Source organism: Nocardia amikacinitolerans (genome assembly GCF_900215415.1).
Classification (GTDB): domain Bacteria; phylum Actinomycetota; class Actinomycetes; order Mycobacteriales; family Mycobacteriaceae; genus Nocardia; species Nocardia amikacinitolerans.
The window spans coordinates 134,588-159,111 of the sequence record NZ_OBEG01000001.1; the positions used below are offsets into that span (position 1 = coordinate 134,588).

The 24,524-nt window shown below is 70.0% G+C and carries 25 protein-coding genes; 12 read left to right on the forward strand and 13 right to left on the reverse strand.

What is annotated here, in order from left to right:
- Positions 1–12: 12 nt before the first annotated feature.
- Positions 13–1,578, forward strand: coding sequence for a histidine ammonia-lyase (hutH, locus tag CRP45_RS00685; protein ID WP_097244471.1), 1,566 nt, complete (start codon positions 13–15; stop codon positions 1,576–1,578).
- A 2-nt stretch (positions 1,579–1,580) separates the two neighbouring features.
- A complete protein-coding gene (gene hutU, locus CRP45_RS00690) occupies positions 1,581–3,242 on the forward strand; it encodes a urocanate hydratase (protein ID WP_097243347.1) in 1,662 nt (553 codons plus the stop codon).
- A gap of 33 nt (positions 3,243–3,275) precedes the next feature.
- On the opposite strand, the gene CRP45_RS00695 is transcribed toward hutU, so the two are convergent.
- The 4 genes from CRP45_RS00695 to CRP45_RS00710 form a co-directional block, all read right to left on the reverse strand.
- Positions 3,276–4,388 carry a PQQ-dependent sugar dehydrogenase gene (locus CRP45_RS00695; RefSeq protein WP_218841058.1) on the reverse strand — a complete coding sequence of 371 codons (1,113 nt, stop codon included), beginning with the start codon at positions 4,386–4,388 and terminating at the stop codon, positions 3,276–3,278.
- Between the two features lie 78 nt (positions 4,389–4,466).
- Positions 4,467–5,318 (reverse strand): helix-turn-helix domain-containing protein, encoded by an 852-nt coding sequence (locus CRP45_RS00700; protein ID WP_097243349.1) that lies wholly within the window; start codon positions 5,316–5,318, stop codon positions 4,467–4,469.
- Positions 5,315–5,833 carry a DUF6879 family protein gene (locus CRP45_RS00705; protein ID WP_245909791.1) on the reverse strand — a complete coding sequence of 173 codons (519 nt, stop codon included), beginning with the start codon at positions 5,831–5,833 and terminating at the stop codon, positions 5,315–5,317. The genes CRP45_RS00700 and CRP45_RS00705 overlap by 4 nt, the downstream gene beginning before the upstream one ends.
- Positions 5,811–6,089: a hypothetical protein gene (locus tag CRP45_RS00710; RefSeq protein WP_245909793.1), complete on the reverse strand. Its 279-nt coding sequence runs from the start codon at positions 6,087–6,089 to the stop codon at positions 5,811–5,813. Before CRP45_RS00710 ends, CRP45_RS00705 begins: the two co-directional genes overlap by 23 nt.
- Before the next feature lie 284 nt (positions 6,090–6,373).
- Here CRP45_RS00710 and CRP45_RS00715 point away from each other — a divergent pair, with 284 nt between their 5' ends.
- The gene (locus tag CRP45_RS00715) at positions 6,374–6,643 is read left to right on the forward strand and encodes a hypothetical protein (protein WP_097243350.1); all 270 of its coding nucleotides are present in this window, start codon (positions 6,374–6,376) and stop codon (positions 6,641–6,643) included.
- A gap of 28 nt (positions 6,644–6,671) precedes the next feature.
- Here the strand turns inward: CRP45_RS00715 and CRP45_RS00720 are convergent, their stop codons facing one another.
- Together CRP45_RS00720 and CRP45_RS00725 are read right to left on the reverse strand one after the other, a co-directional pair.
- Entirely contained in the window at positions 6,672–7,595 is a 924-nt protein-coding gene (locus CRP45_RS00720) for a DUF5995 family protein (protein WP_245909795.1), read from the reverse strand.
- A gap of 291 nt (positions 7,596–7,886) precedes the next feature.
- A complete protein-coding gene (locus tag CRP45_RS00725) occupies positions 7,887–9,704 on the reverse strand; it encodes a serine/threonine-protein kinase (RefSeq protein WP_245909797.1) in 1,818 nt (605 codons plus the stop codon).
- 170 nt (positions 9,705–9,874) lie between these two features.
- On the opposite strand from CRP45_RS00725, the gene CRP45_RS00730 reads away from it, so the two are divergent.
- A complete protein-coding gene (locus tag CRP45_RS00730) occupies positions 9,875–10,357 on the forward strand; it encodes a gluconokinase (RefSeq protein WP_067778959.1) in 483 nt (160 codons plus the stop codon).
- Here the strand turns inward: CRP45_RS00730 and CRP45_RS00735 are convergent.
- Together CRP45_RS00735 and CRP45_RS00740 are read right to left on the reverse strand one after the other, a co-directional pair.
- Complete coding sequence (locus CRP45_RS00735; protein WP_097243351.1) at positions 10,354–11,148, reverse strand: M50 family metallopeptidase; 795 nt, start codon at positions 11,146–11,148, stop codon at positions 10,354–10,356. The genes CRP45_RS00730 and CRP45_RS00735 overlap by 4 nt on opposite strands.
- 58 nt (positions 11,149–11,206) lie before the next feature.
- Positions 11,207–12,256 carry a Gfo/Idh/MocA family oxidoreductase gene (locus CRP45_RS00740; protein ID WP_097243352.1) on the reverse strand — a complete coding sequence of 350 codons (1,050 nt, stop codon included), beginning with the start codon at positions 12,254–12,256 and terminating at the stop codon, positions 11,207–11,209.
- A gap of 171 nt (positions 12,257–12,427) precedes the next feature.
- Between CRP45_RS00740 and yczE the strand changes: the two genes are divergently transcribed.
- The 3 genes from yczE (at position 12,428) to CRP45_RS00755 (ending at position 14,893) form a co-directional block, all read left to right on the forward strand.
- On the forward strand, positions 12,428–13,087 hold the full coding sequence (gene yczE, locus CRP45_RS00745) for a membrane protein YczE (RefSeq protein ID WP_245909798.1): 660 nt from the start codon (positions 12,428–12,430) through the stop codon (positions 13,085–13,087).
- 60 nt (positions 13,088–13,147) lie between these two features.
- Complete coding sequence (locus CRP45_RS00750; protein ID WP_097244475.1) at positions 13,148–14,095, forward strand: GlxA family transcriptional regulator; 948 nt, start codon at positions 13,148–13,150, stop codon at positions 14,093–14,095.
- Between the two features lie 63 nt (positions 14,096–14,158).
- On the forward strand, positions 14,159–14,893 hold the full coding sequence (locus tag CRP45_RS00755) for an HD domain-containing protein (RefSeq protein WP_097243353.1): 735 nt from the start codon (positions 14,159–14,161) through the stop codon (positions 14,891–14,893).
- A 98-nt stretch (positions 14,894–14,991) separates the two neighbouring features.
- Here the strand turns inward: CRP45_RS00755 and CRP45_RS00760 are convergent, their stop codons facing one another.
- Entirely contained in the window at positions 14,992–15,744 is a 753-nt protein-coding gene (locus tag CRP45_RS00760) for a siderophore-interacting protein (protein ID WP_097243354.1), read from the reverse strand.
- A gap of 135 nt (positions 15,745–15,879) precedes the next feature.
- Here CRP45_RS00760 and CRP45_RS00765 point away from each other — a divergent pair, with 135 nt between their 5' ends.
- On the forward strand, positions 15,880–16,707 hold the full coding sequence (locus CRP45_RS00765; RefSeq protein ID WP_097243355.1) for an NADPH-dependent oxidoreductase: 828 nt from the start codon (positions 15,880–15,882) through the stop codon (positions 16,705–16,707).
- A gap of 6 nt (positions 16,708–16,713) precedes the next feature.
- Here CRP45_RS00765 and CRP45_RS00770 read toward each other — a convergent pair whose 3' ends face one another.
- From CRP45_RS00770 to CRP45_RS00780, 3 genes are all read right to left on the reverse strand, one after another.
- Positions 16,714–17,706: an LLM class flavin-dependent oxidoreductase gene (locus CRP45_RS00770; RefSeq protein ID WP_097243356.1), complete on the reverse strand. Its 993-nt coding sequence runs from the start codon at positions 17,704–17,706 to the stop codon at positions 16,714–16,716.
- A 65-nt stretch (positions 17,707–17,771) separates the two neighbouring features.
- Positions 17,772–18,956, reverse strand: coding sequence for a serine hydrolase domain-containing protein (locus tag CRP45_RS00775; RefSeq protein ID WP_097243357.1), 1,185 nt, complete (start codon positions 18,954–18,956; stop codon positions 17,772–17,774).
- The gene (locus CRP45_RS00780) at positions 18,949–19,641 is read right to left on the reverse strand and encodes a TetR/AcrR family transcriptional regulator (RefSeq protein ID WP_143861292.1); all 693 of its coding nucleotides are present in this window, start codon (positions 19,639–19,641) and stop codon (positions 18,949–18,951) included. The genes CRP45_RS00775 and CRP45_RS00780 overlap by 8 nt, the downstream gene beginning before the upstream one ends.
- Positions 19,642–19,806: 165 nt before the next feature.
- Here CRP45_RS00780 and CRP45_RS00785 point away from each other — a divergent pair, with 165 nt between their 5' ends.
- From CRP45_RS00785 to CRP45_RS00795, 3 genes are all read left to right on the forward strand, one after another.
- Positions 19,807–21,240, forward strand: coding sequence for an amino acid permease (locus CRP45_RS00785; protein ID WP_097243359.1), 1,434 nt, complete (start codon positions 19,807–19,809; stop codon positions 21,238–21,240).
- Positions 21,241–21,360: 120 nt separating this feature from the next.
- Positions 21,361–21,570 carry a hypothetical protein gene (locus CRP45_RS00790; RefSeq protein WP_067778924.1) on the forward strand — a complete coding sequence of 70 codons (210 nt, stop codon included), beginning with the start codon at positions 21,361–21,363 and terminating at the stop codon, positions 21,568–21,570.
- Positions 21,567–22,325 carry a hypothetical protein gene (locus CRP45_RS00795; protein WP_097243360.1) on the forward strand — a complete coding sequence of 253 codons (759 nt, stop codon included), beginning with the start codon at positions 21,567–21,569 and terminating at the stop codon, positions 22,323–22,325. The genes CRP45_RS00790 and CRP45_RS00795 overlap by 4 nt, the downstream gene beginning before the upstream one ends.
- Positions 22,326–22,334: 9 nt before the next feature.
- Here the strand turns inward: CRP45_RS00795 and CRP45_RS00800 are convergent, their stop codons facing one another.
- Positions 22,335–23,750: an MDR family MFS transporter gene (locus CRP45_RS00800; protein ID WP_097243361.1), complete on the reverse strand. Its 1,416-nt coding sequence runs from the start codon at positions 23,748–23,750 to the stop codon at positions 22,335–22,337.
- A gap of 178 nt (positions 23,751–23,928) precedes the next feature.
- Between CRP45_RS00800 and CRP45_RS00805 the strand changes: the two genes are divergently transcribed.
- Positions 23,929–24,231 carry a hypothetical protein gene (locus tag CRP45_RS00805; protein WP_097243362.1) on the forward strand — a complete coding sequence of 101 codons (303 nt, stop codon included), beginning with the start codon at positions 23,929–23,931 and terminating at the stop codon, positions 24,229–24,231.
- Positions 24,232–24,524: the final 293 nt, after the last annotated feature.

The following is a 24,524-nucleotide window of genomic DNA, read 5'->3' on the forward strand; positions in this document are numbered from 1 at the left end:
GGAATGGAAGCCATGCCGGATATCGCGCAGCAGCCGACCGTGGCGATCGACGGGCCGCTGACCAGGGCGCAGGTCGTCGCGGTCGCGCGCGGCGGCGCCAGGGTGAGCCTGAGCGCGGCCGCCGAGCGGCGGCTGATCGCCGCCCGTCAGCACGTCGACGCCTTGGCGGAAGCATCGACCGCTACCTACGGCGTCTCCACCGGATTCGGCGCGCTGGCGATTCGCCACATCCCGCCGTCGCGCCGCGCCGCGTTGCAGCGGTCGCTCATCCGCTCCCACGCGGCGGGTGCGGGCGACGCGGTCGAACGGGAGGTGGTGCGCGCGCAGATGGTGTTGCGGCTGCGCACTCTCGCCTCCGGCTACACCGGGGCCCACCCGGAGACCGCGCGCACGCTGGCCGCCCTGCTCAACGCGGGCATCACCCCCGTGGTGCACGAGTTCGGCTCGCTCGGCTGCTCCGGCGATCTGGCGCCGCTGGCCGCTGTCGCGCTCGCGCTCATGGGCGAAGGCACCGTGACCGACGCCGCGGGAAACGTGGTCGACGCGGAAAAGGCGTTGCACGACAACGGAATAACGCCCGTCATTCTGGCGGAGAAGGAAGGGCTCGCCCTCACCAACGGCACCGACGGCATGCTCGGCATGCTGGTGCTCGCCCTCGCCGACCTGCACCGGCTGCTCGACGTCGCCGACATCACCGCCGCCATGAGCGTGGAGGCGCTGCTCGGCACCGATCGCGTCTTCGCGGGCGACCTGCAAGCGCTGCGCCCCCATCCGGGTCAGGCGTACGCGGCGGCGCGCATGCGAGCCGCGCTCGCCGGTTCCGAGATCGTGGCCAGTCACCGCGAATGCCATCGGGTCCAGGACGCCTACTCGCTGCGCTGCGCGCCACAGGTGCACGGCGCGGCCCGCGACACCGTCGCGCACGCGGAGACGGTGGCCGACCGAGAGCTCGCCGCCACCATCGACAATCCGGTCGTGCTCGCCGACGGCCGCCTGGAATCCAACGGCAATTTCCACGGCGCGCCGCTGGCCTACGTGCTCGACTTCCTGGCCATCCCGATCGCCGACGTCGCGAGCATGGCCGAACGCCGCACCGATCGCATGCTGGATGTCGCTCGCTCCCACGGACTTCCGGCGTTCCTCGCAGCGGACCCCGGCGTCGACTCCGGGCACATGATCGCCCAGTACACCCAGGCGGCCGTGGTCGCCGAACTGAAGCGGATCGCGGTCCCCGCCTCGGTCGATTCCATCCCGAGCAGCGCCATGCAGGAGGACCACGTGTCGATGGGCTGGTCGGCCGGACGCAAACTGCGCGCCGCGGTGAGCGGGCTGACCACCGTCCTCGCCGTCGAGTACCTCACCGCGGCCCGCGCCCTCGATCTGCGCGCCCCGCTGCGCCCTGCGCCCGCCACCGCCGCCGCGGTCGCGCTGTTGCGCACCAGGGTCGAGGGGCCGGGTCCGGACCGGCACATGGCCCCCGAGATCGCGGCCGCCGCGGACCTGATCCGCGACGGTGCGCTCTTGCGGGCGGTCGCCCCGCAGGTGGCCGAGGACCCGGCGTCCGGCGAACGGAGGTAGTCATGACAACGGAGCACCCGACCGTGCGGGCCGCGCGCGGCACCCGCCTGACGGCCCGCACGTGGCAGACCGAGGCCGCGCTGCGCATGCTGCACAACAACCTCGACCCCGAGGTCGCCGAACGCCCGCAGGACCTGGTCGTCTACGGCGGCACCGGAAAAGCGGCCAGGGACTGGGCCAGTTTCGATGCCATCACCCGCACCCTGACCACCCTCGCGCCCGACGAGACATTGCTGGTCCAGTCGGGCAAGCCGGTCGGCGTGCTGCGCACACACGAGTGGGCGCCCCGGGTGCTGATCGCGAACTCGAACCTGGTGGGGGACTGGGCGACCTGGCCGGAGTTCCGCAGGCTCGAGGCGCTCGGACTGACCATGTACGGCCAGATGACGGCCGGTTCCTGGATCTACATCGGTACCCAGGGCATCTTGCAGGGCACCTACGAGACCTTCGCCGCCATCGCCGACAAGCGGTTCGGCGGCACGCTCGCCGGCACGCTGACGCTCAGCGCCGGCCTCGGCGGAATGGGTGGTGCGCAACCGCTGGCGGTCACCATGAACGGCGGCGCGGCGTTGATCGTCGAATGCGATCCGGCGCGGGCGCGGCGGCGACTGAAGGACCGCTACCTGGACGAGATCGCGGACGATGTCGACGACGCGATCCGCCGGGTGACGGCGGCGCGGTCGCAGCGAAAGGCCTTGTCGGTCGGGCTGATCGGGAACGCCGCAGAGGTGCTGCCGCGACTGGCCGCGGCGGATCTGCCCGCGGACATCGTCACCGACCAGACCTCGGCGCACGATCCGCTGTCCTACCTGCCCCGCGGTGTCGAGCTGGCCGACTGGCCCGGGTACGCGGCTCGCAAGCCGGACGAATTCACCGAGCGCGCAAGGGAATCCATGGCCGAACACGTGGACGCCATGGTCGGCTTCCTCGACCGCGGCGCGGAGGTCTTCGACTACGGCAACTCACTGCGCGGCGAGGCGCTGCTCGGTGGCTGCGCCAGGGCTTTCGACTACCCGGGCTTCGTGCCCGCCTACATTCGGCCGCTCTTCTGCGCGGGCAAGGGGCCGTTCCGTTGGGCCGCGCTCTCCGGCGATCCCGCCGACATCGCCGCCACCGATCGCGCGATCCTGGAGTTGTTCCCGCACAACGAATCCCTGCGCCGGTGGATCGGCATGGCCGGTGAACGCGTCGCGTTCCAAGGGCTGCCCGCGCGGATCTGCTGGCTCGGCTACGGCGAACGGCACCGTGCGGGTTCGCGGTTCAACGAGATGGTGGCCGCAGGCGAGTTGCGCGCGCCGATCGTGATCGGGCGCGATCATCTCGATGCGGGCAGCGTCGCCTCGCCCTATCGCGAAACCGAGGCGATGGCCGACGGTTCCGACGCCATCGCCGACTGGCCGCTGCTGAACGCGCTGGTGAACACCGCGTCCGGAGCCAGCTGGGTGTCCATCCACCACGGCGGCGGCGTCGGGATCGGCCGGTCGATCCACGCCGGGCAGGTGTGCGTCGCGGACGGCACCGAACTGGCCGGGCAAAAGCTCGAGCGGGTGCTCACGAACGATCCGGCGATGGGTGTGCTGCGGCATGTGGACGCCGGGTACGAGCGGGCTCGATCGGTGGCGGACGCGGAGGGTTTGCGAATTCCGTTGCCGGGCAACGACTAGCGGCGACCGGTTAGCTGGGGCGCAACGTGAAGCTCAACGGGCGGGGAACCGGAGGATGCGGTCGTCACCCTGCCGCACGTCACCGCGCCCATCGGTGTTCGAGGTGGTCATCCACAGCGCGCCGTCCGCGGCGACCTCGACGGTGCGCAGGCGGCCGTAGCGCTCCTCGAACATCGCGCGCGGCTCGCCGACCGCGCCGTTCACCAGCGGTACGGTCCACAGTCTTTCGCCGCGGAGCGCGGCGGCGTAGAGCGTGTCGCCCGCGATCGCGATACCGGACGGGGACGCCTCCGCCGTGGTCCAGGTGACGACGGGATCGACGTAGCCGCGGCCGGCGCCGCCACCGCCCTCCACCGCGGGCCAGCCGTAGTTGCGGTTCGGTTCGATGAGGTTGATCTCGTCCAAGCGGTTCTGGCCGAACTCGGCGGCGAACAACCGTCCCGCACGATCCCAGGCGAGGCCCTGCACGTTGCGGTGGCCGAGGCTGTAGACCGGCGAGCCCGAATTCGGATTGCCCGGCGCCGGTTCGCCTTCGGGCGTGAGGCGCAGGATCTTGCCGTTCGGCGAGGCCGGATCCTGCGACAGCGCGCTGCGCCCCGCGTCCCCGGTCCCGACATACAGCATGCCGTCGGGGCCGAACGCGATCCGTCCACCATTGTGGTTGCCCGCCTTCGCGATTCCGTCGAAGACGACCTCCGGTGCGCCGTCGAGCCGGAAGCGCACGATCCGGTTGTCTGCTTCGGCGGTGAAGTAGGCGTAGACATGACCGTCCTCGGCGTATCGCGGCGACACCGCGAGGCCGAGCAGACCGCCCTCCCCGCGTGCGACGACGCCGGGCACCGTGTACACCGCTTCCGGCGCCCGGCCGGGGACCACCCGCACGATCTTCGCGGTGTCGCGCTCGGCGACCAGTGCGGCGCCATCCGGCAGAAACGCCAGCCCCCACGGCACCTCGATCCCCTGCGCCACTTCCTCGAAGGCGGCGAGATCGGGCACCCCCGACGGACTGCTCGCCACGGTTGTCGTCACGACCGGCGAAGACTCCCGCTCGGTGTCGGAGCGCTCCCCGCCGCACCCGCTCACCGCCGCCAGGGCGAGCAACGCAGCACAGATCGCCGCCCGTCGATTCGTTCGCACAGGTCCCATCGCTCGTTGCTCCCTGTCCGCCCGGGTCGCCGTGATCATCGACCACGACCAACCGAATCGAGTCCATTCACCTTGACCCTACTTCGCCTCGGGCCTGGCCTGTCGCCTTTCCAAGGCGGCGCGGATCAGCCGCCGCGCCCCGTCGCCGGTCACCGACAGGGCGGCCAGCTCGCCGAACATCCGGCCGTAGATCGCGACCTCACGCGGTGGCGTGATCGTCAACTCGGCGGTAACCGACTCCACCAACACCATCCGCTCGTCGAACATGACGAAATTCGTGACCTGCATGGGCAATTCCGCATCGGCCGGGATGACGCCGAGCAGCACACGAGGCAGGCCGATGATCGCGAGGAGCCGGTCCAGCTGGCCGATCATCACCGAATCGTCACCGACCGTGGTCGACAAGGCTTGCTCGGCGACGAGGATGTGGAACCGTCGGCTTCCCTTGTAGAGGAGTTGCTGTCGCTCGAGGCGTTTGGCGACACCCGCGTCGAGATCATCCGGTACCCGGAAGAAGTCGATGTACTTGCGTAATACCTGTTCGGCGTACTCCGCGGTCTGCAAGATGCCGGGAACGATGTTCGGCTGAAAGATCCGCAAGATCTCCGACTCCTCGGCCATCTTCACCGCGGCGTGCTGTCGCCGCCTGGTTCCCGCACCGAGAATCTTGCGCCACTCGAGGTAGGCGACGTCGATGTCGTGCAGGGTGGCCAGCAGATCCGGCAATTGTTCATCGGCGTCGCAGTGTCGGCAGTATGCGCGGATGTCCTCGTCGGACGGGTTGATTCGACCGAACTCGATCTTCGACACCTTGGACTCGTGCCAGCCGGAGAGGTGCGCGAGGTGCCGGTTGGTGAGCCCCGCCTTACGGCGAAGCTCCCGAAGCCGTGCCCCGAGAGCTTCCCGCGCGTCGTGAACGCTGTTGGTCACCGGTTGGCATACTCCGCGTACGGAATTGCTGACGCCCACAGTCGCTGTCGCACACTTCGGCAGTACTCGACGATCCGCGGATCGGTGGTTTCGCCGAGACCGGCCGGCGCCCCTGCCGCATCCGTCAGGTTGTAGACAACGCGTTCGTCATCCATCAGCCACCAGTCGTCCGGCGGCACCTCTCCGGCGAGGTGCCGGGGGAGGTACCGAATGTCCTCTCCCGCAGCGACATTGTGGACTGTCACCGACAACAGCCAACGCTGATAGTCCGAATGCGGGACGGTGACCACTCGCACCCGGCTCACCGAGACGCCACGACCGGTCGTCTCCCGCATCAGGTCCTGCCACGGAGTACGCGGGTCCAGTGGAGGCTCACCCGCGAGGAACCGGCGCAATCGCTCGGACTCGTTGGGCACCGCGTACGAGTCCCGGACCTCTAGATGGAACGCGTCCCGCTCCAGCTCGCGGAACAGCTTCTGCCACAGCTCCGGTTCATCCTTGGGCCGCAGTCGCACCGTAGAACGTCCTTCCCAGCTTGGGCACCTCGATGGCCGTCTCGTCCTCGGCGAGGACGAGTTGAGCCAACGTCTCGGGTTCCGTGACCGGCCGGCCGGACAGGATGAACGTGCCGCGCCCGGTGTCGGTCATCGTCGCACCGATGAACGTGTCCGGCTGCGCGAATCCCGTCAACAGGTGCGGGATTTCGACGGTGCCCGCCCGGCTCGTCTGCCATCCCTGTACGAGGTAGGACTCTTGGTCCGTCGCGAACAAAGTCGGACAACCCCCGCTGTCCGATCCGCCTTTGCCGAGGAACTCCAGGCGCATTTGTGTCGACCCCCTGCCGAGTTGTGTGCACGAGTCTTCCCGTGCGTGCTTCACGATCCATCAACCGGAGCGCTCTGTCCAGCGAAAAGCGGATCCATGCAAACTGGTGCACACTTCTGGTCTTTCGGCCCGCACGGTGCCTAACGTCCCTGTGTAAGCACCCGGCGCCGGGTGAGATGCCCCGGCGCCGGGTGCTGCCAGCCAAGTAGCCCGGTGGTCGAGGAGGACTCATGCGCAGCTATCTGGTCAAGGTGCACTGCTGCGGCGTTCGCTGGATCGTGCATGTTCCCGCTTTGGACCGCTGGACCTTGGTCACGGAGAAGTCCGCCATCAAGCAGACTGCGCGCCAGATGGTTTCGGCCCTGACCGGGGCCGCACCCGAGTCGTTCGAACTGGATCTCACCGAGGGACGCGCGCTGTCGCATGCCGACGAGTTCGCCTCCGATCCGGGCGCGCTTCGGCTCTGGGAGCCCGTGCCGGTCAGGGCTCCGTCGCAGTAATCGGCTGGCTCCCGCGACGCCTTCGGGGTCAGAGTCCGCCGAGGGCCGCGAGGACCTCGAAAGCGGTGTCGGCGGTGCGCCAGAGGAGATCCATTTCGGCGCGGACGGTGGGGGCGAGGGCGGGGTCTTGGAGTGCGAGGCCGTTGCCGAAGATGACCACGTTGGCGCCGGCGTCGGCGAGGCGGAGCAGGGGAACCGTGGCTACGCCCGCGCCGAGCGCGGCGTCGAGACCTTCGCCGAGGAAGTAGAAGCGCCAGAGGGGGCCGAGGTCGCCGCCGTAGGTCGCCTTGGTGGCGTCGACGATGAGGAAGCCGTTGCTCGCGATCGCGTCGACGATGCGGAAGTAGTCGGGCGCGTTGGCGATGGTGCCGCGCACCGCCGCTACGGAGCGGGAGAGGTCGACGGTGAGGTGGGCGTTGTAGCCCGCCATCGCCACCCGGGCCGCGGACAGGTGGCACTGCTTGGTCAGCGCGAAGTAGTGCGCCCACTGGGGTTCGGCTGCGGCGCCGGTGAATTCGGCGTGCACGGCGCGCAGGAAGCGGGACAGCAGGTCGAGGCTGATGTTGTGCGCCCACTCGCGATCGTCGAAGGCGGCGGGGTCGCGTTGCAGCGGCATCACCGCGGACCGCTCGACGACGTCGAGTCCCAGCGCGAGCAGTCCGCGCCGGTCCCGGTGCTCGACGAGGATCTCGGCGATACGTTGATGGTTGTCGACCGCCTGTTCCAGCCGTTGCAGGGACGTGCCGGTCAGCGCGCTCGTGTCGGAGAGCTCGATGATGGTGTCGATCGCGGCGGCGGACAGCGGTGTGCCGCAGGCGGTGTCGAGTGTGAAGGCGCGCGCGGCGGGCGGTGCGGGCATGCCCGCCACCAACGCGGCGACGAGGGCGAGCGCGGACACCAAGGCGCGCAGGGGAACACTCCGGTCCACGAGACGCGTGCTCGGCGAATTCATCCATGCCTCCGTCGGTGCTGGGTCGAGCGTCGGTACTGGTTGTTCGTCGGTGTCGGGTCGTTGGTCGGTGCAGATGCTCGTCCGTGCGTCCGTGCGTCCGTGCGTCCGTGCGTCCGTGCGTCCGTGCGTCCGTGCGTCCGTGCGTCCGTGCGTCCGTGCGTCCGTGCGTCCGTGCGTCCGTGCGGGTCGAAAGACCAAGCACCCGTGCGCAATCGATCGTTTACGCGGTCGATCGGGAGAAGCGCCGGTTGGAGCGGGCCAAGCCTAACCGAAACAGCCGGCCGGAGCGGGTCAGCCCTTGTGCAGCGTGCCCGCGATGGTTCCGCCGAATACACCTGGCGTGCTGTAGGACAGGGAACCGTCCGCTTGCAACCGCACCGTCGAGGTGGAGCCGCCGTCGGCGCAGTCGGTCGGGCTGTCGGCGCTGAGCCGCGCGATGAACGTGAGCTGATTCTCGGTGGCGGCGGTGAGTCGCTCGATCCGCCCGCAGCGCTGCCGGGACACCTTGCCGGTGTTCGCCGAGGTGGCTATCTCTTCGCCGACTTTCCCTTCCCGGACGGTCAATTCGATATCGAACGTCACCAGGCCGTCCGCGCCGGTGCCGCGCCAAGTGCCGACGAAAGCCTTGGGCACATTCGACACGGAGGCAACCGCCTCGGTGGAACCGCCCGCGACGGTGGATGTCCCGCCACCGCCCGTGCCGGAGGCTCCGCGCAGCTGACTGCCGATGACGAACGCGCCGATCGCGACCACCACGCACACCACCAACAGTCCGGCGAGCAGCGGTCCACGGCGGCGAACTCGCCCGCCCGCCGAATTCGCTACCGGGTAAAGCCGGTCGGGAGCGCCGTTCTGCCCGGTAGTGGGCCCCGGCCGCGACGCGGCGTGCTGCCACGCTTGGTGTGACCCCGCGTGGGCCCCTGGGATATTCGGTGCGCTGTGCGCAGACGGTGCAGCCGTCGGCCGAGCCGGGGACGAATCCATGGGTTGCCACTGCGGCGCAGGCGTTTCCGGATGCTGCCACCGCGCGGGAGCGGCCGACGACCCACCGGAGGGTGTAAAGCCTTGCTGCCGAGGCGTACTCGTGTCAGCGTGTCCGGCGCGGGTTGGATACCCAGACGGAGGCGTGACTGGATGCCCGCCCTCGAGCGACCGCGCCGTCTGCGACCACCCGTCCAACTCCACCGGCCCGGAATCCAAATCGAGCAACCGCACCGCGCGCACACTCACCTCCTCCAGCACCGGAGGAGGCAACCATCCGGCCCGCTCTGGCACACCGAGCGCGGCCAACTCGTCAAGCAGCTGCCGCGGTGTCGGCCGAGCGACGGGATCTTTCGCGAGGCAGGACGCGACGAGCGGGCGTAGCCGATCGGGCACGGCGTCCAACTGCGGATCCTCGTACACGATGCGCCACAGCATGTGCATCGTCTCGCCCGTACCGAACGGCCCGTGTCCTGCGGCCGCGAACGCCAGCACGCCGCCGAGCGCGAAGACGTCGCTCGCCGGACCGACCGTTTCGCCGGTCACCTGCTCCGGACACATGAAACCCGGTGAGCCGATGACCTTTCCGGTAGTGGTGAGCGCGGTGTCCTCGACGGCGCGCGCGATGCCGAAATCGATCACCTTCGGTCCGTCCACGGCGAGCAGCACGTTGGACGGCTTCAGATCGCGGTGCACCACCCCGGCCTCGTGCACCGCGATCAGCGCTTCGGCCAGGCCGCGGGCGAGCACCAGCAGGGTGGGCTCGGTGAAAGTGCCGAACCGTTCCACCGCCTCCGACAGCGCGAACCCCGCGACGTAGCCGGTCGCCAGCCAGGGCGGGTCGGCGTCGACGTCGGCGTCGAGCACCGGTGCGGTGAATCGTCCGCCGACGCGGCGCGCCGCCATGACCTCGCGCCGGAACCTGGTGCGGAATTCGTTGCCGCCCGCCAGATCCGGTCGGATCACTTTTACCGCGACGGTGCGTCCGCCCACGTTGCGCCCGAGATAGACCCGACCCATTCCGCCAGCGCCGAGCACGCCGAGAAGCCGGTAGTCGCCGATCCGTCGCGGATCGTCCATGCCGAGCGGTTGCATCGCGAAGTCGGTTCCCTTCGAATGGTCGAACATCGAAAGGCTACCGACCGCCACCCGGCGAAACCGAACGGTGCGGCGACCGCGGGTGCGCGCCTCGGACCGCGGACGCCGCGAGTGGCCGATGCCGCTAGGGTCGGCTGCGAGCCGCCGCGTCGTCGAGGAGGACATCCGTGACCGAAGCCCGAGCCCCGCGCGTCGTCGTCATGGGCGTCTCCGGATCCGGCAAGTCGACCGTCGGGGACCGGCTCGCGCGCGCGTTGCGGGTCGAGTTCGCCGAGGGCGACGACTTCCACCCGCCCGCCAACGTCGCCAAGATGAGGGCGGGCGAACCGCTCACCGACGCCGACCGCGCGCCGTGGCTGGACCGCATCGCCGCCTGGCTGGCTGCGCAGTCGGTCCGGGGCGGCGTCGTCAGCTGCTCGGCACTGAAGCGCGGCTATCGGGATCGGTTGCGGGCGGCCGCACCTGACGTTCTGTTCCTGCACCTGACGGCGACCCGCGACGAGCTGGCCCGGCGGATGTCCACGCGCCGCGACCATTTCATGCCGCCGAGCCTGCTCGACTCCCAGCTCGCCGCGTTGGAACCGCTCGGCAGCGACGAGCGCGGCATCGTCGTCGACGCCACCCGCCCGCCCGCGGACCTGGTCCGGGAGACGATCGCCGTCCTGGACAGCTGCCCCTCCTAGCGCACGCCGGGCGGCGCACACTCGCCCGACACCACCGGAAGACAGACCCCCGTCGCGTCCGACAGCATCAGCCCGCCGCCAACGACCAGCGCGGCGATCGCGACCGCCGCGAAGAACAGCACCCACAGCAGCCCGGGAAGGTGGGTCAGCCGGGCCAGCTGATCGGCATCGGAGTCGACGTTGCCCGGCTGTCGCCAGCGGTGCACCCGCCCGCGCTGCATCTCGATGACCGGACGCAGACCGGCGAGCAGCAGGAACCACGCGGCGAGATAGGCGAACGCGGCCTGCGCCGTATCGGTGCCGAACCACGACACCGCGAAGACCGTCGCGCCCAGCGCGAAGACCGTGAAAAGCCCGTAGATGTTGCGGACCTTGATCAGCACGGCGGCCAGCAGCGCGATGGACGTCCACAGCATCAGCGTGATGCGCTCCGCGCCGAGCAGCGCCGCGAAACCCAATCCGAGCAGCGGCGGCGCGGGATAGCCCGCCATGGCGGTGAGAATCATGCCGGGGCCGTAGGGTTTTCCGCTGGAGACGGTCAGTCCCGAGGTGTCGGAGTGCAGGGTGATGCTGTTGAGCCTGCGGCCGGTGAGCAGCGCGCTCAACGCGTGCCCGCCCTCGTGCGCGATGGTGACCACGTTGCGGGTGATCCGCCACAACGGGCCGTAGCCGACGAGCACCAGCGCCGCCACCCCCGTGAGGACTACCAATTGCCAAGGCGGTGGGGTCTGCGTGGTGGTGAGTCGATCCGCGATGGAGGCGCCGCGGTCGACCAGTTCGGCGGTGTTCACCGCCGCACCCTATCGGTCGCGCGCCGGAACCGCACCGGGGACGAATCCCCTGCGGACTTCAGACGCGTTGGGCGGTCCCGGACTCGGCCGATCGGCGCGCCGCCGTGAGCACCCGAAGCGCCGCGACGGCGTCGCGGGGGTCGACCGGGACCGGCGTGCCGTCCAGGATCGCGGCGGCCATCTCGGCGTAGAAGGCCGGGTAGTCGCCCGGCAGCGTCGGATGCGGCGCGAGATCCGGTTCGGCGCCGAGCCATCCCCACCGCTCGGGTTCGACCGTCCCCCAGTCGTCTTCGCGCGGGTCGCGGCCGGCGCGCAACGCGTCTTCCTGCGGGTCGAGACCGTAGGTGACGTATCCGGCGTCGGCGCCGAGTACCCGGAAGCGCGGACCGAGTTGCGGCGCAACCGCGCTCATCCACAGGTGCGAGCGGACGCCGTTCTCGTGGGTCAGTGCGAGGAAGACGTCGTCGTCGGTCTGGATGCCGGGACGTCGACGGTCCAGCTCGCCGTACACCGAGTGGACCGGGCCGAACAGCGTCAGCGCCTGGTCGACCAGGTGACTGCCGAGATCGAAGAGCAGTCCCGCGCCGTCGGCGGCGCTGCCGACCTCCCGCCAGCCGCCCTTCGACACCGGACGCCATCGCTCGAACCGGGACTCGAAGCGCCGCACCGCGCCGAGCCCGCCGCCCTCGACCAGCTCGCGGACGGTCCGGAAATCACCGTCCCAGCGCCGATTCTGGAAGACCGACAGCGCGACGCCCGCCCGTTCGGCGTGCGCCACCACCTCCTCGGCCTCGCCGACGGTGACCGCGAACGGCTTGTCCACCACCACCGGAATCCCCGCGTCCAACGCCCGCGCGGCCAGCGGCGCGTGGGTGCGGTTGGGCGTCGCGACGACCACCAGGTCGATGCCGCGGATGTCCTCGAACAGCGTGTCGACGTCGGGAAAGACCCGCACCCCGTCGTGCGCGCGACGGGCCTGCTCGGCGCGCTCCGCCGACCCGGTGACCACCGCCGCCACCCGCATCCGCGGTTCCGCGGCGATCAGCGGCGCGTGGAACACCGCACCGGCCAGGCCGTATCCGACGACTGCCACCTCCAGGCTGCTCATCCTCCCGACGCTACCGCCCGACGTTGGCCCACCCGCGCGGGTGTGAAGTGCATCCGTGTGGCGCACGGTTCTGTTCCGGGAACTGGTGGACTGGTTGTGCGCGCCGCGCAGTGGGCCAGTTGTTGGCGACTGGCTCTGTTGTGCCAGGCCAGTGATCGTCATGCTTGGCCAATGCTTCTTCGGCGGTTGGTCGCGCTCTACAGCGGATTGTGGATGTACGGGTTCTCCATGGCGGTGATGGTGCGCGCCGGGCTCGGGCTCGACCCGTGGGACGTCTTCCACCAGGGCGTCGCCCATCACGTGCCGCTGAGCTTCGGCGCGGTGACCGCGGTGACCGGAGCGGTGGTCCTGCTCGCTTGGATTCCGTTGCGGCAGCGTCCCGGACTCGGCACGGTCAGCAATATCGTGGTGATCGGGTTGTCGGTGGACGTCGGCCTGTGGCTGCTGCCCACCTGGGATTCGCTGCCGGTACGCGTCGCCGCGATGCTCGCGGCCGTCGTGCTCAACGCCGCCGCCACCGTCCTCTACATCGGCGCGGGCATGGGGCCCGGTCCGCGCGATGGCCTGATGACTGGCCTGGTCCGCCGCACCGGCTGGTCCGTCCGAGCGATCCGCACCACCATCGAGGTGACGGTCCTGGCCACCGGCTGGCTGCTCGGCGGCAGCGTCGGCATCGGCACCCTCGTCTACGCCTTCGGCATCGGCCCGCTGATCCAGCTCATGATCCCCGCCGTCGACCGCCACCTCCCCGGCTTCCACAACGTCAACCGCCCCGCGCCGAGCCCGACAGAGGAACCCCGCCGCCGTAGATCGCTGAGCGGTTCGGTCTAGGTCCGGATCCGAGGGTTACGTGTCCTTGTGGACACGCACGCCCCCGCCCAGACTGGCTGTATGGAACAGGACCGGGGCGATGTGGTGGTGGCGATCGCGGAGGGCGTGTTGCTGCTCGACGTCGCCGGACCGGTGCAGGTTCTGCACTGGGCGGGTCATCGCGTCCGGTTCGCCTCGCCGGATGGCGCGCCGGCGCGCACCGACGTGGGTGCGCCGCTCGGCGTGGAGGGCTCCATCGACGAACTCGCCCCGCGCGCCGACACCCTGCTCGTGCCGGGCTACGCGGTCGGTGCTCCGCTGCCCGCGGACCTGGTTCGATCGGTCGGCGCCGCCGCGAGGAGCGCGCGCCGCGTGGCGTCGGTCTGCACCGGCGCTTTCGTGCTCGCCGAGGCAGGCCTGCTGGACGGACGGCGGGCGACCACGCACTGGCTGGCGTGTGACGAACTGGCGCAACGGTTTCCGCGCGTCGCCGTGCAGCCGGACGCGATCTACGTGCGCGACGGCCGGATCGTCACCTCCGCGGGCGTGAGCGCGGGCATCGACATGGCGCTGGCACTGGTCGAGGAGGATCACGGGCCCGAGGCGGCGCGCTCGATCGCCAAACATCTCGTGGTCTTCCTGCGGCGCCCTGGCGGCCAGTCGCAGTTCAGCCTGCACACCGGCATCGCGACACCACGGGCGGGCGGCCTGCGCGCGGCGGTGGACTCCGTCGTCGCCGACCCCTCGGCCGACCACAGCCTGGCGGCACTCGCCGCGCGCGCCGCGGTCAGCGAACGTCACCTGACCAGGTTGTTCCGCAAGGAAATCGGCATGACCCCCGCCCAGTACGTGGAGCGGGCGCGGATCGAGACCGCCCAGCGCCTGCTGGAGGCGGGTGACGATGGCGTGGCGACTGTCGCGCGCCGCAGCGGACTCGGCTCGGAGGAGACCATGCGGCGCACCTTCCTCAAACGACTGGGCGTCACGCCGACCGACTACCGCAACAGATTCCGCGCGGCAGCGCGCTGAATTCCCATCCGCGCGCCGTATTCCGCGGCGCGACGGCATATTTCACCGAACGAGGGGAGACCCATGTCCATGTCACGTCGCACCGCCCTCGGCGCCGGGTTGGCGGGTGCCGCGTTCGCGTGGTCCGCCGATCACGCGCTCGCGCAACAGGACCCGCTCGCACTGCCCGCGACACCGTTGGCGAGCCGTGCCACCGAACTGATCGACCGCGAGCTGGCGCCGCACCTGCGCAACCACAGCGTGCGCGGCTTCCTGTTCGCCAGGGCCGTCGCCGCCGAGCACGGCCTCGCGCCCGGATCCGGCTACGACGACGAGCTGATGTATCTGATCTGCGCGCTGCACGACATCGGCCTCGGCGAGATCGCCAACGGCGACCAGCGTTTCGAGGTCGACGGCGCGGACTACGCCGCCCGCTTCCTGGAGGACAACGGCGTCACCGACGACCGGGTCGACGTCGTCTGGGACGCGATCGCCGCGCACACCACGGGTCTCAGCGATTCGCCCGTCTACCGCCGCAGGCGTCGGCCGGAGATCTGGATCGCGGTGCACGGCATCGGCCTCGACATCGGCGGCAGCCCGGCCGACCTGCCGCCCGGCTACGCCGATCTGGTGCACGCGCGCTATCCCCGGCTCGGTGGCAGCCGAGCGCTCGCCGACTCCGTCGAAACACAGGCGCTGGCCAACCCGCGCAAAGCGCCGCCCGGCTCGCTCCCCGGCGAAATCCTCCGGCAGCGCCATCCGGAACTGCCCTACCTGACCTGGGACGCGATCCTCGCCACCAGCGGCTGGGGAGACTAGCGCCGTCTACCGCCATGCGCCGCGATCGCCCCCGGCAACTCTGCCAAGGGCACGCACCCTGGTGAACTCGTCCTCGGAAACACGCTCGAGCGGCGCGCCTATCCGACCGTCTCCCTGGCGGCCAGATCCGCCTTCCACTCGCGGAAACCCTCCTCGGTGCGGCCGCGGCGCCAGTAGCCGGAGATCGACGCGGCCCACTCCGCGGGTACCTGCCGTTCTCTGCGGATGTAGCGGCGCAGGTCGTGCATCACCGCCTGCGCCTCACCGTGGATGAACACCTGGACCCGGCCGTCCCGCCACGGTGTGGCCCGCACGGTCTCGGCGAGCAGTTCGCCCGCGGGCCGCGCGCCGCGGTGCAGCCAGGTGAGCTCTACGCCCGCGGGCTTGTCCAGCTTCAGCTCGTCGTCCGGTCCCGACACCTCGACGAAGGCGTGGCCGACTGCGTCGTCATGCATGGCCTCCAGCGCGGCGGCGATCGCGGGCAGCGCCGCCTCGTCACCGGCGAGCAGGTGCCAGTCCGCGTCGGCGCGCGGCGAGTACGCGCCACCCGGACCGTAGGCGTCGATGGTCTCGCCCGGCTGCACCGAGGCCGCCCATGGGCCCGCGATGCCCTCGGAACCGTGGAAGACGAAGTCCGCGACGAGCATTCCGGCCTCGACGTCCACCGAGCGGACGGTGTAGGTACGCAGCACCTCGATACCGTCGCGCGGGAAGATGAACTTGACGTAGGAGTCGGTGAACTCGCTGGGCTGGAACGCGGCGAAGCCCGGCCCACCGAAGTGGACGCGGACCAGGTGCGGGGTCAGCCATTCGGTGCGCAACACGGTGAGGGTAGTGCGGGGGCGTGCCAAGGTGACCTCCCGAAGAGTGGATGATTTAGGTATGCCTTACCAACCCTACCCCTCCTATCGGCGTGCCGGGGTGCTGTTCGGCTCACCGTGAGGGTTACCGCAGACGGGCGGCCGGTCCGTCGCCAAGATGAGGGCATGACCCAGATCGCGCCGACCCCCACCGATGCCCTGCGCCAGCGCTACCGCGACGCGGCGCCGCTGGAACCCGCCCACTGGAATCCGGTCCTGCGGGTGCTGCACGACCATCGGTCGGTGCGCCGATACCTGCCCGACCCGGTGTCCGACGACACGCTGCGGCTGCTGATCTCCGCAGCGCAATCCGCGCCGACCTCGTCCAACCTCCAGGTCTGGAGCGTGATCGCGGTCCGCGACGAGGCACGCAAGGCGCGCCTCGCCGCGCTGGCGGGCGGGCAGGCGCACATCGAGCAGGCGCCGGTGCTGCTGGTGTGGACCGCCGACTTCGCCAGGCTGCGCCAGTTGGCCGACGACCGCGGCGTCCCGCTGGACGGCGCGGACTACCTCGAATCCAGCTACGTCGGCTTCATCGACGCCGCGCTCGCCGCGCAGAACGCGGTCGTCGCGGCGGAGTCGCTCGGGCTCGGCACCGTCTACATCGGCGCGCTGCGCAACCAGCCCGAACAGGTCGCCGCCGAATTACGCCTGCCGCCACAGGTTTTCGCGGTGTTCGGCTTGGTGGTCGGCCATCCGGATCCGACCGAGCTGGCCGCGGTGAAGCCGCGGTTGCCGCAGGCCGCGGTGCTGCACCACGAAACCTACGAGCTGGCGGATCAGCGCGAGCACGTCGCCCGGTACGAGGAACGGATCGCCGAGTTCTACGCCGAGCAGGGGCTCACCCACTCCTGGACCGAGCGCGTGCTGGACCGTCTGGCCTCGGCCCGGAGCCTGAACGGCCGCGACCGGCTGCGCGAGGCGCTGGCCGGTCACGGTTTCCCGTTGCGCTGAAAGCTTTTACACCGCTGCGACTTTGGCGATCAGTTCGAAGGAGCGGGCCCGGTCCTCGATGTCGTAGACGAGGGTGTTGAGCATCAGCTCGTCGGCTTCGGTGCGCTGCAGCAGGTCGTCGAGCTGGCCGCGTACCGTCTCCGGCGAGCCCATCACCTGACCGGCGCGGCGCTGTTCGATGAAGTGGCGCTCCCGCTCGGAGGGCCGGAAGGCCGCGGCCTCCTCCGGCGTCGGCAACGCCCGCGGCCGCCCGGACATCAGTAGCAGGAAGGCGAGATCGCGCGGCCGCGCCATGGCATCGGCACGTTCGTCCGTATCGGCGCAGATCGCCGAGAAGGCCACCATGGCGTACGGCTGCTCGAGATGCTCGGACGGCCGGAAGTTCTTGCGGTACAACTCGAGTGCGGCCTCGGTGTTGGTCGGGCTGATGTGGTGGGCGAAGGCGAAACGCACGCCGAGCACCGCCGCCACCTGCGCGCTGTACCCGCTGGAACCGAGCAGCCAGATCTCCGGTTCCGCGCCGCGGCCGGGCGTCGCGATGATGCCGCCTGGTCCCGCGCCACGGAAGTACCGCAGCAGATCGGCCAGTTCGCTGGGGAACGATTCCGCCGACAGCCCCTCGCTGGTGCGCCGCAGAGCCAGCGCGGTGGCCTGGTCGGTGCCGGGCGCGCGGCCGATGCCGAGATCGATCCGGCCAGGATGCAGGGCGTCGAGGGTGCCGAACTGCTCGGCCACCACCAGTGGCGCGTGGTTGGGCAGCATGACACCGCCCGAACCCACCCGGATCGTCGTGGTCGCCGCCGCCAAGTGCGCGATGACCACGCTCGGGGACGAGCTCGCGATGCCAGGCATGTTGTGGTGCTCGGCCACCCAGAACCGTCGATAGCCCAACGCCTCGGTCCGTCGCGCCAGTTCCGTGGTGGCGGCGAGCGCCTCGCCGGGGCTCGCGCCGGTCTGCACGGGCGCGAGATCCAGGACGGACAGCGGGACGTCGATCATGCGGCTCCTCCGAAGTAGACGGCCACCTCCAGAACGTCCCGCGTCACCGACATATTTCCGGCGCGTCAGCCCGCGGCGGCGAGCGCGCGGAAGACCGCGATCGTCTCCGCTTCGTCCTGGGCGGTGCCGTGATCGCTGAGCTTGACGATCACGGTGCGGCTCGGCGGGTCGACGTAGATGTACTGGCCGTAGACGCCGATGGCCATGAGATCGGGTTCGGCGCCGGTCGGGTGCCACCATTGCGCGCCGTAACCCCAGTCGATGACGGGCAGCGGCGAGGGCTTGGAGATCCGCTCGATCCACGCGGGCGGGATCACCTGGGTCTCGCCGACCCGGCCGCCGTCGAGCACCAGCTGACCGATCTTGGCGAAGTCGCGGGCGGTGGCGTTGAGGCAGCAGAACGCCTTCTCCTGTCCGCCCGCCCGATCGAGGTTCCACAGCGCGTCGTCCTCGGCGCCGATCGGAGCCCAGAGCTGTTGGGCGAGAAGCTCTCCGAGCGGCTTGCCTTCGACCTCGGCCAGCGCCATGCCGAGCAGCTGGGTGTCCACGCTGCGGTAATCGCCGCGGCTGCCCGGCGCGAACCGCAGGCCGCGGTGGTCGCGGACGAAACCGGCGAGATCCTCGGTGAGATACATGCGTGCCGTTCCGGTGAACGGCCAGTACGGGTTGTAGTTCTCGGAAACGTCCACGCCGGACGCCATGTCCAGCAGCTGACGGATGGTGATGGTGTCGTAGTCGGTGCCGTTGGCGAGCTCGGGCAGGATGTCGACGAGCCGGTCGTCCTCGCGCAGCTTGCCCGCCTCGACGGCGCGGCCGATCAACAGGGACACCACGGATTTCGCCACCGACCAGGAGGACTGCTTGGTGGTCGGCCCGACGCCGGAGCGGTACCACTCGGTGGTCAGCTTGCCGTCGCGCACCACGAGGAACGAGTTGGTGCCGGTGGCGGCGAGGAATTCCGGGACAGGAACGCGAGAACCCTTCCACGGCACCGTGTCCGGCAGCGGCGACGGTGCGGCGGGGAGGGGGCGCGGGGTCGGCGCGGCCGGTACGGTCCTGCTCTCGAACAGGCCGCCCTGCGTGGAGGGGGCGTCGCTCAGCAGCTGCGCGAGCGTGGTCGGTCCCGGAATGCGCAGCAGCGGCGTGGCGGCGAAGGCGGCGCCGATCACCACGGCCACGATCACACCGAGGGCCAGGACGATCCGCGGCGCGTAACGGCGCAGCCGAGAGGGGGTGGGCTGATCAGTCATGAGAATCGTTCCGCTCGTTGGTGTTCGACAGGGTGCGCGCGTCGACCGCGGTCCAGAAAGCCTCGATCATGGTGTCCAGCACCGCGTCCGGCCCGACGGCCGCCAGTCGCGCGGAGTATTCGGCGATACCGGGATACTGCTCGGCATCGGCGGCGAAATACTCACGCGTCCAAGCTCTTTCATCGGCCTCGCGGACCTTCTGCGGCAACACTGCGTAGCCCGCGCTGACGCCGGCGTAGGACAGGACGCTCACGGCGAGCATGCGCTGGTAGCGGACCACGTCGTCGGGGGAGAGGCCGAGCTCGGCCAAGGCGGTGAGCATCATGTCGACCACCGCGAACTCGCCGGGCCCTCTCGTCGTGCGGGAGGCGATCGCCGAGCCGACGTACGGGTGACCCACGAAGACCCGCACGACCGCCCTGGCCAGCGCCTCCAGCCGAGCCTTCGGCTCCAGCCCGGTGGTCACCTGTTCGTAGGCGAGGGTCAGCAGCCGGTCGCCGACGGCGCGCAGCAGCGCGTCCTTGTCTGTGAAGTGCCGCCACACGGCGGAGCGGTCGACGCCGAGTTCCTCGCCGAGCGCGCGGCCGGTGAGCCCGTCGGGACGACCGCGCGCCGCGATCCGCACCGCCGCTTCCACGATGCGATCCCTGGTCAGCCGGGGCGGTCGAGCGCTCTTGTCCGGCATGTGCACCCTCTCGTCACCGCTGTTGTCATCATTGATGACATCGATGGTGACAGAGAATGGGCCACCGGGCAACAGTCACTTCGCGTGGACCGTGCCCGTCACCGGCTCGGCGCCCGCCGGTACCGTGACGTGCTGATCTTTCGGATGAGGGAAGGACCGCAATTCATGACAGGCTCCGACCGTCGGCTACCAGCGGACGCGGCGCTCTCCGACTCGGCGGGCGAGGAAGGCTACTCGCGCGGCCTGAACCCGCGCACGATCCAGATGATCGCCATCGGCGGCGCCATCGGCACCGGCCTGTTCTACGGCGCGGGCGGCGCCATCGAACAGGCGGGCCCGGCGCTGATCCTGGCCTACCTGGCCGCGGGCCTGGCCATCTTCGTGATCATGCGCGCGCTCGGCGAGCTGCTCACCTACCGCCCGATCTCCGGTAGCTTCGCCGAATACGCGCACGAGTTCCTCGGCCGCTTCGCCGGATTCGTGACGGGCTGGACCTACTGGGCGGTGTGGGTCGCGACCTGCATGGCCGAGATCACCGTCGCGGGCAAGTACGTGCAGTACTGGTTCGACATCGAACCGTGGATCACCGCGCTGGTGGTGCTCGCGGTGATGTTCGCGGCCAACATGATCTCCGTGCGGTTGTTCGGCGAGGGCGAGTTCTGGTTCTCCGCCATCAAGGTCACCGCGATCCTGGCCATGATCGCCATCGGCATCGGCGTGCTCGTCTTCGGCATCGGCCACGCGGCCGACCCGACGGTGACCAACCTGTGGGCCGACGGCGGCGTGTTCCCGAACGGCTTCGGTCCGTCCCTTCTCGTGTTGCAGATCGTGCTGTTCGCCTACGTCGGTGTCGAGTTGGTCGGCGTGACCGCGGGCGAGGCGCGCGATCCGCGCACCACCTTGCGCAAGGCGATCAACACCCTGCCCTTCCGCATCGGTCTGTTCTACGTCGGTGCGCTGCTGGTCATCATGTCGGTGGCGAGCTGGCGGTCCTTCCACGCGGGCAAGAGCCCTTTCGTCGAGGTGTTCGAGCAGATCGGCATCCCGGCCGCCGCGGGCATCATCAACTTCGTGCTGCTGACCGCGGCGCTCTCGTCGTGCAATTCCGGGATCTACTCCACCGGCCGCATGCTGCGCAGCCTGTCGCTGCGCCAGGAGGCGCCCGCCCGGTTCAGCGAGCTGAGCGGCCGGTCGGTGCCCTACATCGGCATCACCGCCTCGGCCGCGGCGATGGTCATCGGCGTGGTGGTGAACGTGATCTCGCCGGACAAGGCGTTCGCCTACATCACCTCGGTCTCGACCATCGGCATCATCTTCGTCTGGGGCATGATCCTGGTCTGCCATTTGATCTACCGCGCCAAGGTCGCTCGCGGCCTGCTGCCCGCCAGCGACTACCGCCTGCCCGGTGCGCCGGTGACCTCGATCGTGGCGCTCGCCTTCCTCGGTCTCGTGGTCGTGCTGCTGTTCTGGACCGAGAGCGGCCGCACCGCGATCGTCGTCGGCGCGGTGTGGGCGCTGCTGGTGTGCGGCGGCTACCTCGTGATGGAGAAGTTCGGCGGCGGTGCGCGCGAGAAGGAAGCGGTCTCCGTCGGGCAGTAGGCCTCGGCCGTCCGGAAACGATCGCCCCGCGCCCGTCCCGCGCGGGGCGATCCGTATTTCGGGACCTGTTCGCTACCGTTGACCAAAGGTCTCGATTCCGTCCGACGCACGGAGGTAGCGATGGCGCAGAAGACGCTGGCCGAACTGATAGACGGCGATCTTCCGCCTGCCATCGCGGCGCTGCCGCCGGACCGTCTGGCGGCGCTGGCCGAGACCGTCGAGCGCGCGGAGCACAAGGAGTTCTACGACCTTCAGGCGGCGGCGAACTCCCTGCTCGATCTGGTGCCGAAGATGCTGCGCGGCGCGGTGAAGAAGGCGGTGCGGATGTGACCGCCCCGGCCGCCGATCCGCAGCTGATCAAGCTGGCCAGGACATTGCGCGTCCCGGTGGACGAGCTCGGCTATCTGGCCGAGGTGCCCGACACGGATCTGCGCCTGTTCCGTATGCAGGTCGCCGACATGCTCTTCGACCACCAGTCTTTCGGACTGCGGCGAATCGCGGGCGCCGCCAAGATCATTCCGACGCCCATCCTCGCCAAGCTGGTCGGCCACCACCACAACGCGCTGCTCGCCGCCAAGATGTCGGCGGTGCTCGACCCAGGACACGCGGTGGAGGTGGCCAAACGCCTGCCCGCCGAATTCCTCGCCGACATCGCCGCCCAGCTCGACGCCCGCCGCGCGGCGACCATCATCGCCGGACTGCCTCCGGCCACGGTCGCGGAGGTGGCCGAGCTGCTCGCCGAGCGGGCCGACTGGATCACCCTCGGCGATCTGATGGCCTCGGTTTCCGACGACGCGGCGCGCGTCACCGCGGCGCGACTGGACGGACTCGCGCTGACCCGCACCGCGTTCCTGGTCGACGAAGTCACGCAGCTCGAACGCTTCGTCGGCCTCGTGCCGGAACCGAAGCTCGCGGACATGTTGCGCGCCACCGCCGACCACGAGCTGTGGGCCGAGTTCCACAGCACCCTTGCCGCGCTGTCCCCGGACGCCGTCGACTCCGTCAGGGCGGCGGCGGCCGGCCTACCCGCCGCTCAGCGTGACCGCGCTCTTGCCGAGATCGAAGGTCGCCGCGCCGCGGAGTGAGCGCAGGACTCAGATCGTGCCGTCGGCGCGGCGGCTCGGCATCACGGCCGAGGCCACCAGCATGACCGCCGCCATCACCGCGACGGTCACGAAGACCAGATGCACCGCCGAGGCCAGCACATGCGGTGCGGGATGGTCGGTCTCGCCGACACGGGAGTTGACGATCGCGCCGAACACCGCGACGCCGACGGCGCTGCCGATCGAGCGGGCGAACATGTTGGCCGAGGTCACCACCCCGCGCTCGGACCATTCCGCGCTGGTCTGCGCGGCGATCAGGGTCGGCGTCGCGACCAGGCCCATGCCGATGCCGATGACGAAACAGGACGCGGCGATCTGCCACAGCGTCGAGTGCTCATCGATGAGCAGGGTTGACGCGGCGCCCAGCGTCGCGAGCCCGCTGCCGATCAGCGCGCTGCCGCGAAAACCGATGCGCAGATAGACCTTTCCGGCCTGGGAGGCGGCCAGCGGCCAGCCGAGGGTGAGCGCGCCGACGGTGAGCCCGGCGACCAGCGCGCCGGTGCCGAGCACGCCCTGGGTGAACGTCGGCACATAAGAGGTCAGGCCGAGCAGCACCGCGCCGATCAGCACCGAAACCAGGCTGCTCGCCACCACCACCCGGCGGGTGAACACCCACAGCGGCAGAATCGGATTCGCCGCCCGCCGCTCCACGAGCGCGAACAGGACGAGTACCAGCCCGCCGCCCGCGAAGATGCCGATGCTCGCGGGCGAAGACCACGCCCACGCCTGCCCGCCCTCGAGCAGGCCGAGGATGATCGCCCCCGCGCCGAGCGTCAGCAGGCCAGCGCCCAGATAGTCGATGTCCTGGCTGCGCCGCATCGAGTCCTCGCGGAAACTGCGCACCAGCATCCAGGCCGCGACCGCCGAGAGCGGCAGGTTGATCAGGAAGATCCAGCGCCAGCTGACGAAATCGGCGAACACCCCGCCCAGCAGCGGACCCGCCACCGAGGACATCGCCCACACGCTGGCCAGATAGCCCTGGACCCTGGCCCGCTCGGTGAGTGTGTACAGGTCGCCCGCGATCACCATGGTCATCGGCTGGATGGCGCCCGCGCCGATGCCCTGCACCGCGCGGAAGACGATCAGCGCGACCATGCTGCCCGCGAGCCCGCACAGCAGCGAACCGAGCGCGAACACCGCGATGCCGAACAGGATGACCGGCTTGCGTCCGACGGTGTCGGCGAGTTTGCCGTAGATCGGCACCGTCACCGCCTGCGCGAGCAGATAGATCGAGAACAGCCAAGGGAACTGGGCGAACCCGCCGAGGCTGTCGGTGATGGACAGCACCGCGGTGGCGATGATGGTCGAATCGAGGGCGACGAGCCCGGTCGCCAGCATCAGCGAGCCGAGAATCGCTCCGCGTTCGGACCGGAGCCCGATGGACGACTGCGCGGTCTCGGTCGCCACCGGCGGCCCCTTTCGTTCGTTCGACTAACCACCTTCAACGAACGTATCGCCACCTCGACTATTCCCGCATGGAATTTTCTCGGTCCTCGGGACGTCGACGGCCCGCGTTCTCACTAGGCTGGCCTGGGCGCTCGGCGTTCGCGCCCGCGCGATCGGACCACGGAACGAAGGGGCGGCAATGTCACTGCTGGAACAGCTCGGCGCGACGCAACCGGGCGACGCGAGTGCTCTCGTCTACGGAACCCCGCAGGAGACTCCCGACGGGTCGGTCATCGTCACCGTCGCGCGGGTCGGCGGCATTCTGCGGTCGGCCGCGCGACCGGTCGGGGTGTATGTCGTGAAGGACGGGCAGGCCACCTGGACGCCCGCCGTCGACGCCAATCGGATCGCGCTGTTCGGCCAGACGATCGGCCTCGTGTCGGCGACGCTCGCGCTGCTCGCCATCGTGCGGCGCCCGCCGTGGCCGGACCTGTCCCGCTGAGATCCGCTTAGGAAAAAGCCCAGGTCGGCGGTGGTGGAAAGCGTTCCGGCCGTGCGGCATCCGACCCGCCGCGCCATTGATTGCAAGACAGACCGCCGATCTCGGGGCGAGTCGTGCGACTATTGGACGAAGGTCGCGAACCGGGCGGGCGCACATCATCGGCGATGGGCATACCCGCACGGCACGGCCAGGCGGTGCCGCCGGTGTTTCGTGGTTCATCCGGCGCGGGTGTCGGACCCGGACAGTAAGCTCGGCTCAACCGTGATGCGACAGCGAGAGTTTGGTTTTCCGTG

Bases quoted from the DNA above. Each gene is read 5' to 3' on its own strand.
- hutH (WP_097244471.1), top strand. From the start codon at position 13: ATGCCGGATATCGCGCAGCAGCCGACCGTGGCGATCGACGGGCCGCTG.
- hutU (WP_097243347.1), top strand. From the start codon at position 1,581: ATGACAACGGAGCACCCGACCGTGCGGGCCGCGCGCGGCACCCGCCTG.
- CRP45_RS00695 (WP_218841058.1), bottom strand. From the start codon at position 4,388: ATGGGACCTGTGCGAACGAATCGACGGGCGGCGATCTGTGCTGCGTTG.
- CRP45_RS00715 (WP_097243350.1), top strand. From the start codon at position 6,374: ATGCGCAGCTATCTGGTCAAGGTGCACTGCTGCGGCGTTCGCTGGATC.
- CRP45_RS00720 (WP_245909795.1), bottom strand. From the start codon at position 7,595: ATGAATTCGCCGAGCACGCGTCTCGTGGACCGGAGTGTTCCCCTGCGC.
- CRP45_RS00725 (WP_245909797.1), bottom strand. From the start codon at position 9,704: ATGTTCGACCATTCGAAGGGAACCGACTTCGCGATGCAACCGCTCGGC.
- CRP45_RS00730 (WP_067778959.1), top strand. From the start codon at position 9,875: ATGGGCGTCTCCGGATCCGGCAAGTCGACCGTCGGGGACCGGCTCGCG.
- CRP45_RS00740 (WP_097243352.1), bottom strand. From the start codon at position 12,256: ATGAGCAGCCTGGAGGTGGCAGTCGTCGGATACGGCCTGGCCGGTGCG.
- yczE (WP_245909798.1), top strand. From the start codon at position 12,428: ATGCTTCTTCGGCGGTTGGTCGCGCTCTACAGCGGATTGTGGATGTAC.
- CRP45_RS00750 (WP_097244475.1), top strand. From the start codon at position 13,148: ATGGAACAGGACCGGGGCGATGTGGTGGTGGCGATCGCGGAGGGCGTG.
- CRP45_RS00755 (WP_097243353.1), top strand. From the start codon at position 14,159: ATGTCCATGTCACGTCGCACCGCCCTCGGCGCCGGGTTGGCGGGTGCC.
- CRP45_RS00765 (WP_097243355.1), top strand. From the start codon at position 15,880: ATGACCCAGATCGCGCCGACCCCCACCGATGCCCTGCGCCAGCGCTAC.
- CRP45_RS00770 (WP_097243356.1), bottom strand. From the start codon at position 17,706: ATGATCGACGTCCCGCTGTCCGTCCTGGATCTCGCGCCCGTGCAGACC.
- CRP45_RS00775 (WP_097243357.1), bottom strand. From the start codon at position 18,956: ATGACTGATCAGCCCACCCCCTCTCGGCTGCGCCGTTACGCGCCGCGG.
- CRP45_RS00780 (WP_143861292.1), bottom strand. From the start codon at position 19,641: ATGCCGGACAAGAGCGCTCGACCGCCCCGGCTGACCAGGGATCGCATC.
- CRP45_RS00785 (WP_097243359.1), top strand. From the start codon at position 19,807: ATGACAGGCTCCGACCGTCGGCTACCAGCGGACGCGGCGCTCTCCGAC.
- CRP45_RS00790 (WP_067778924.1), top strand. From the start codon at position 21,361: ATGGCGCAGAAGACGCTGGCCGAACTGATAGACGGCGATCTTCCGCCT.
- CRP45_RS00805 (WP_097243362.1), top strand. From the start codon at position 23,929: ATGTCACTGCTGGAACAGCTCGGCGCGACGCAACCGGGCGACGCGAGT.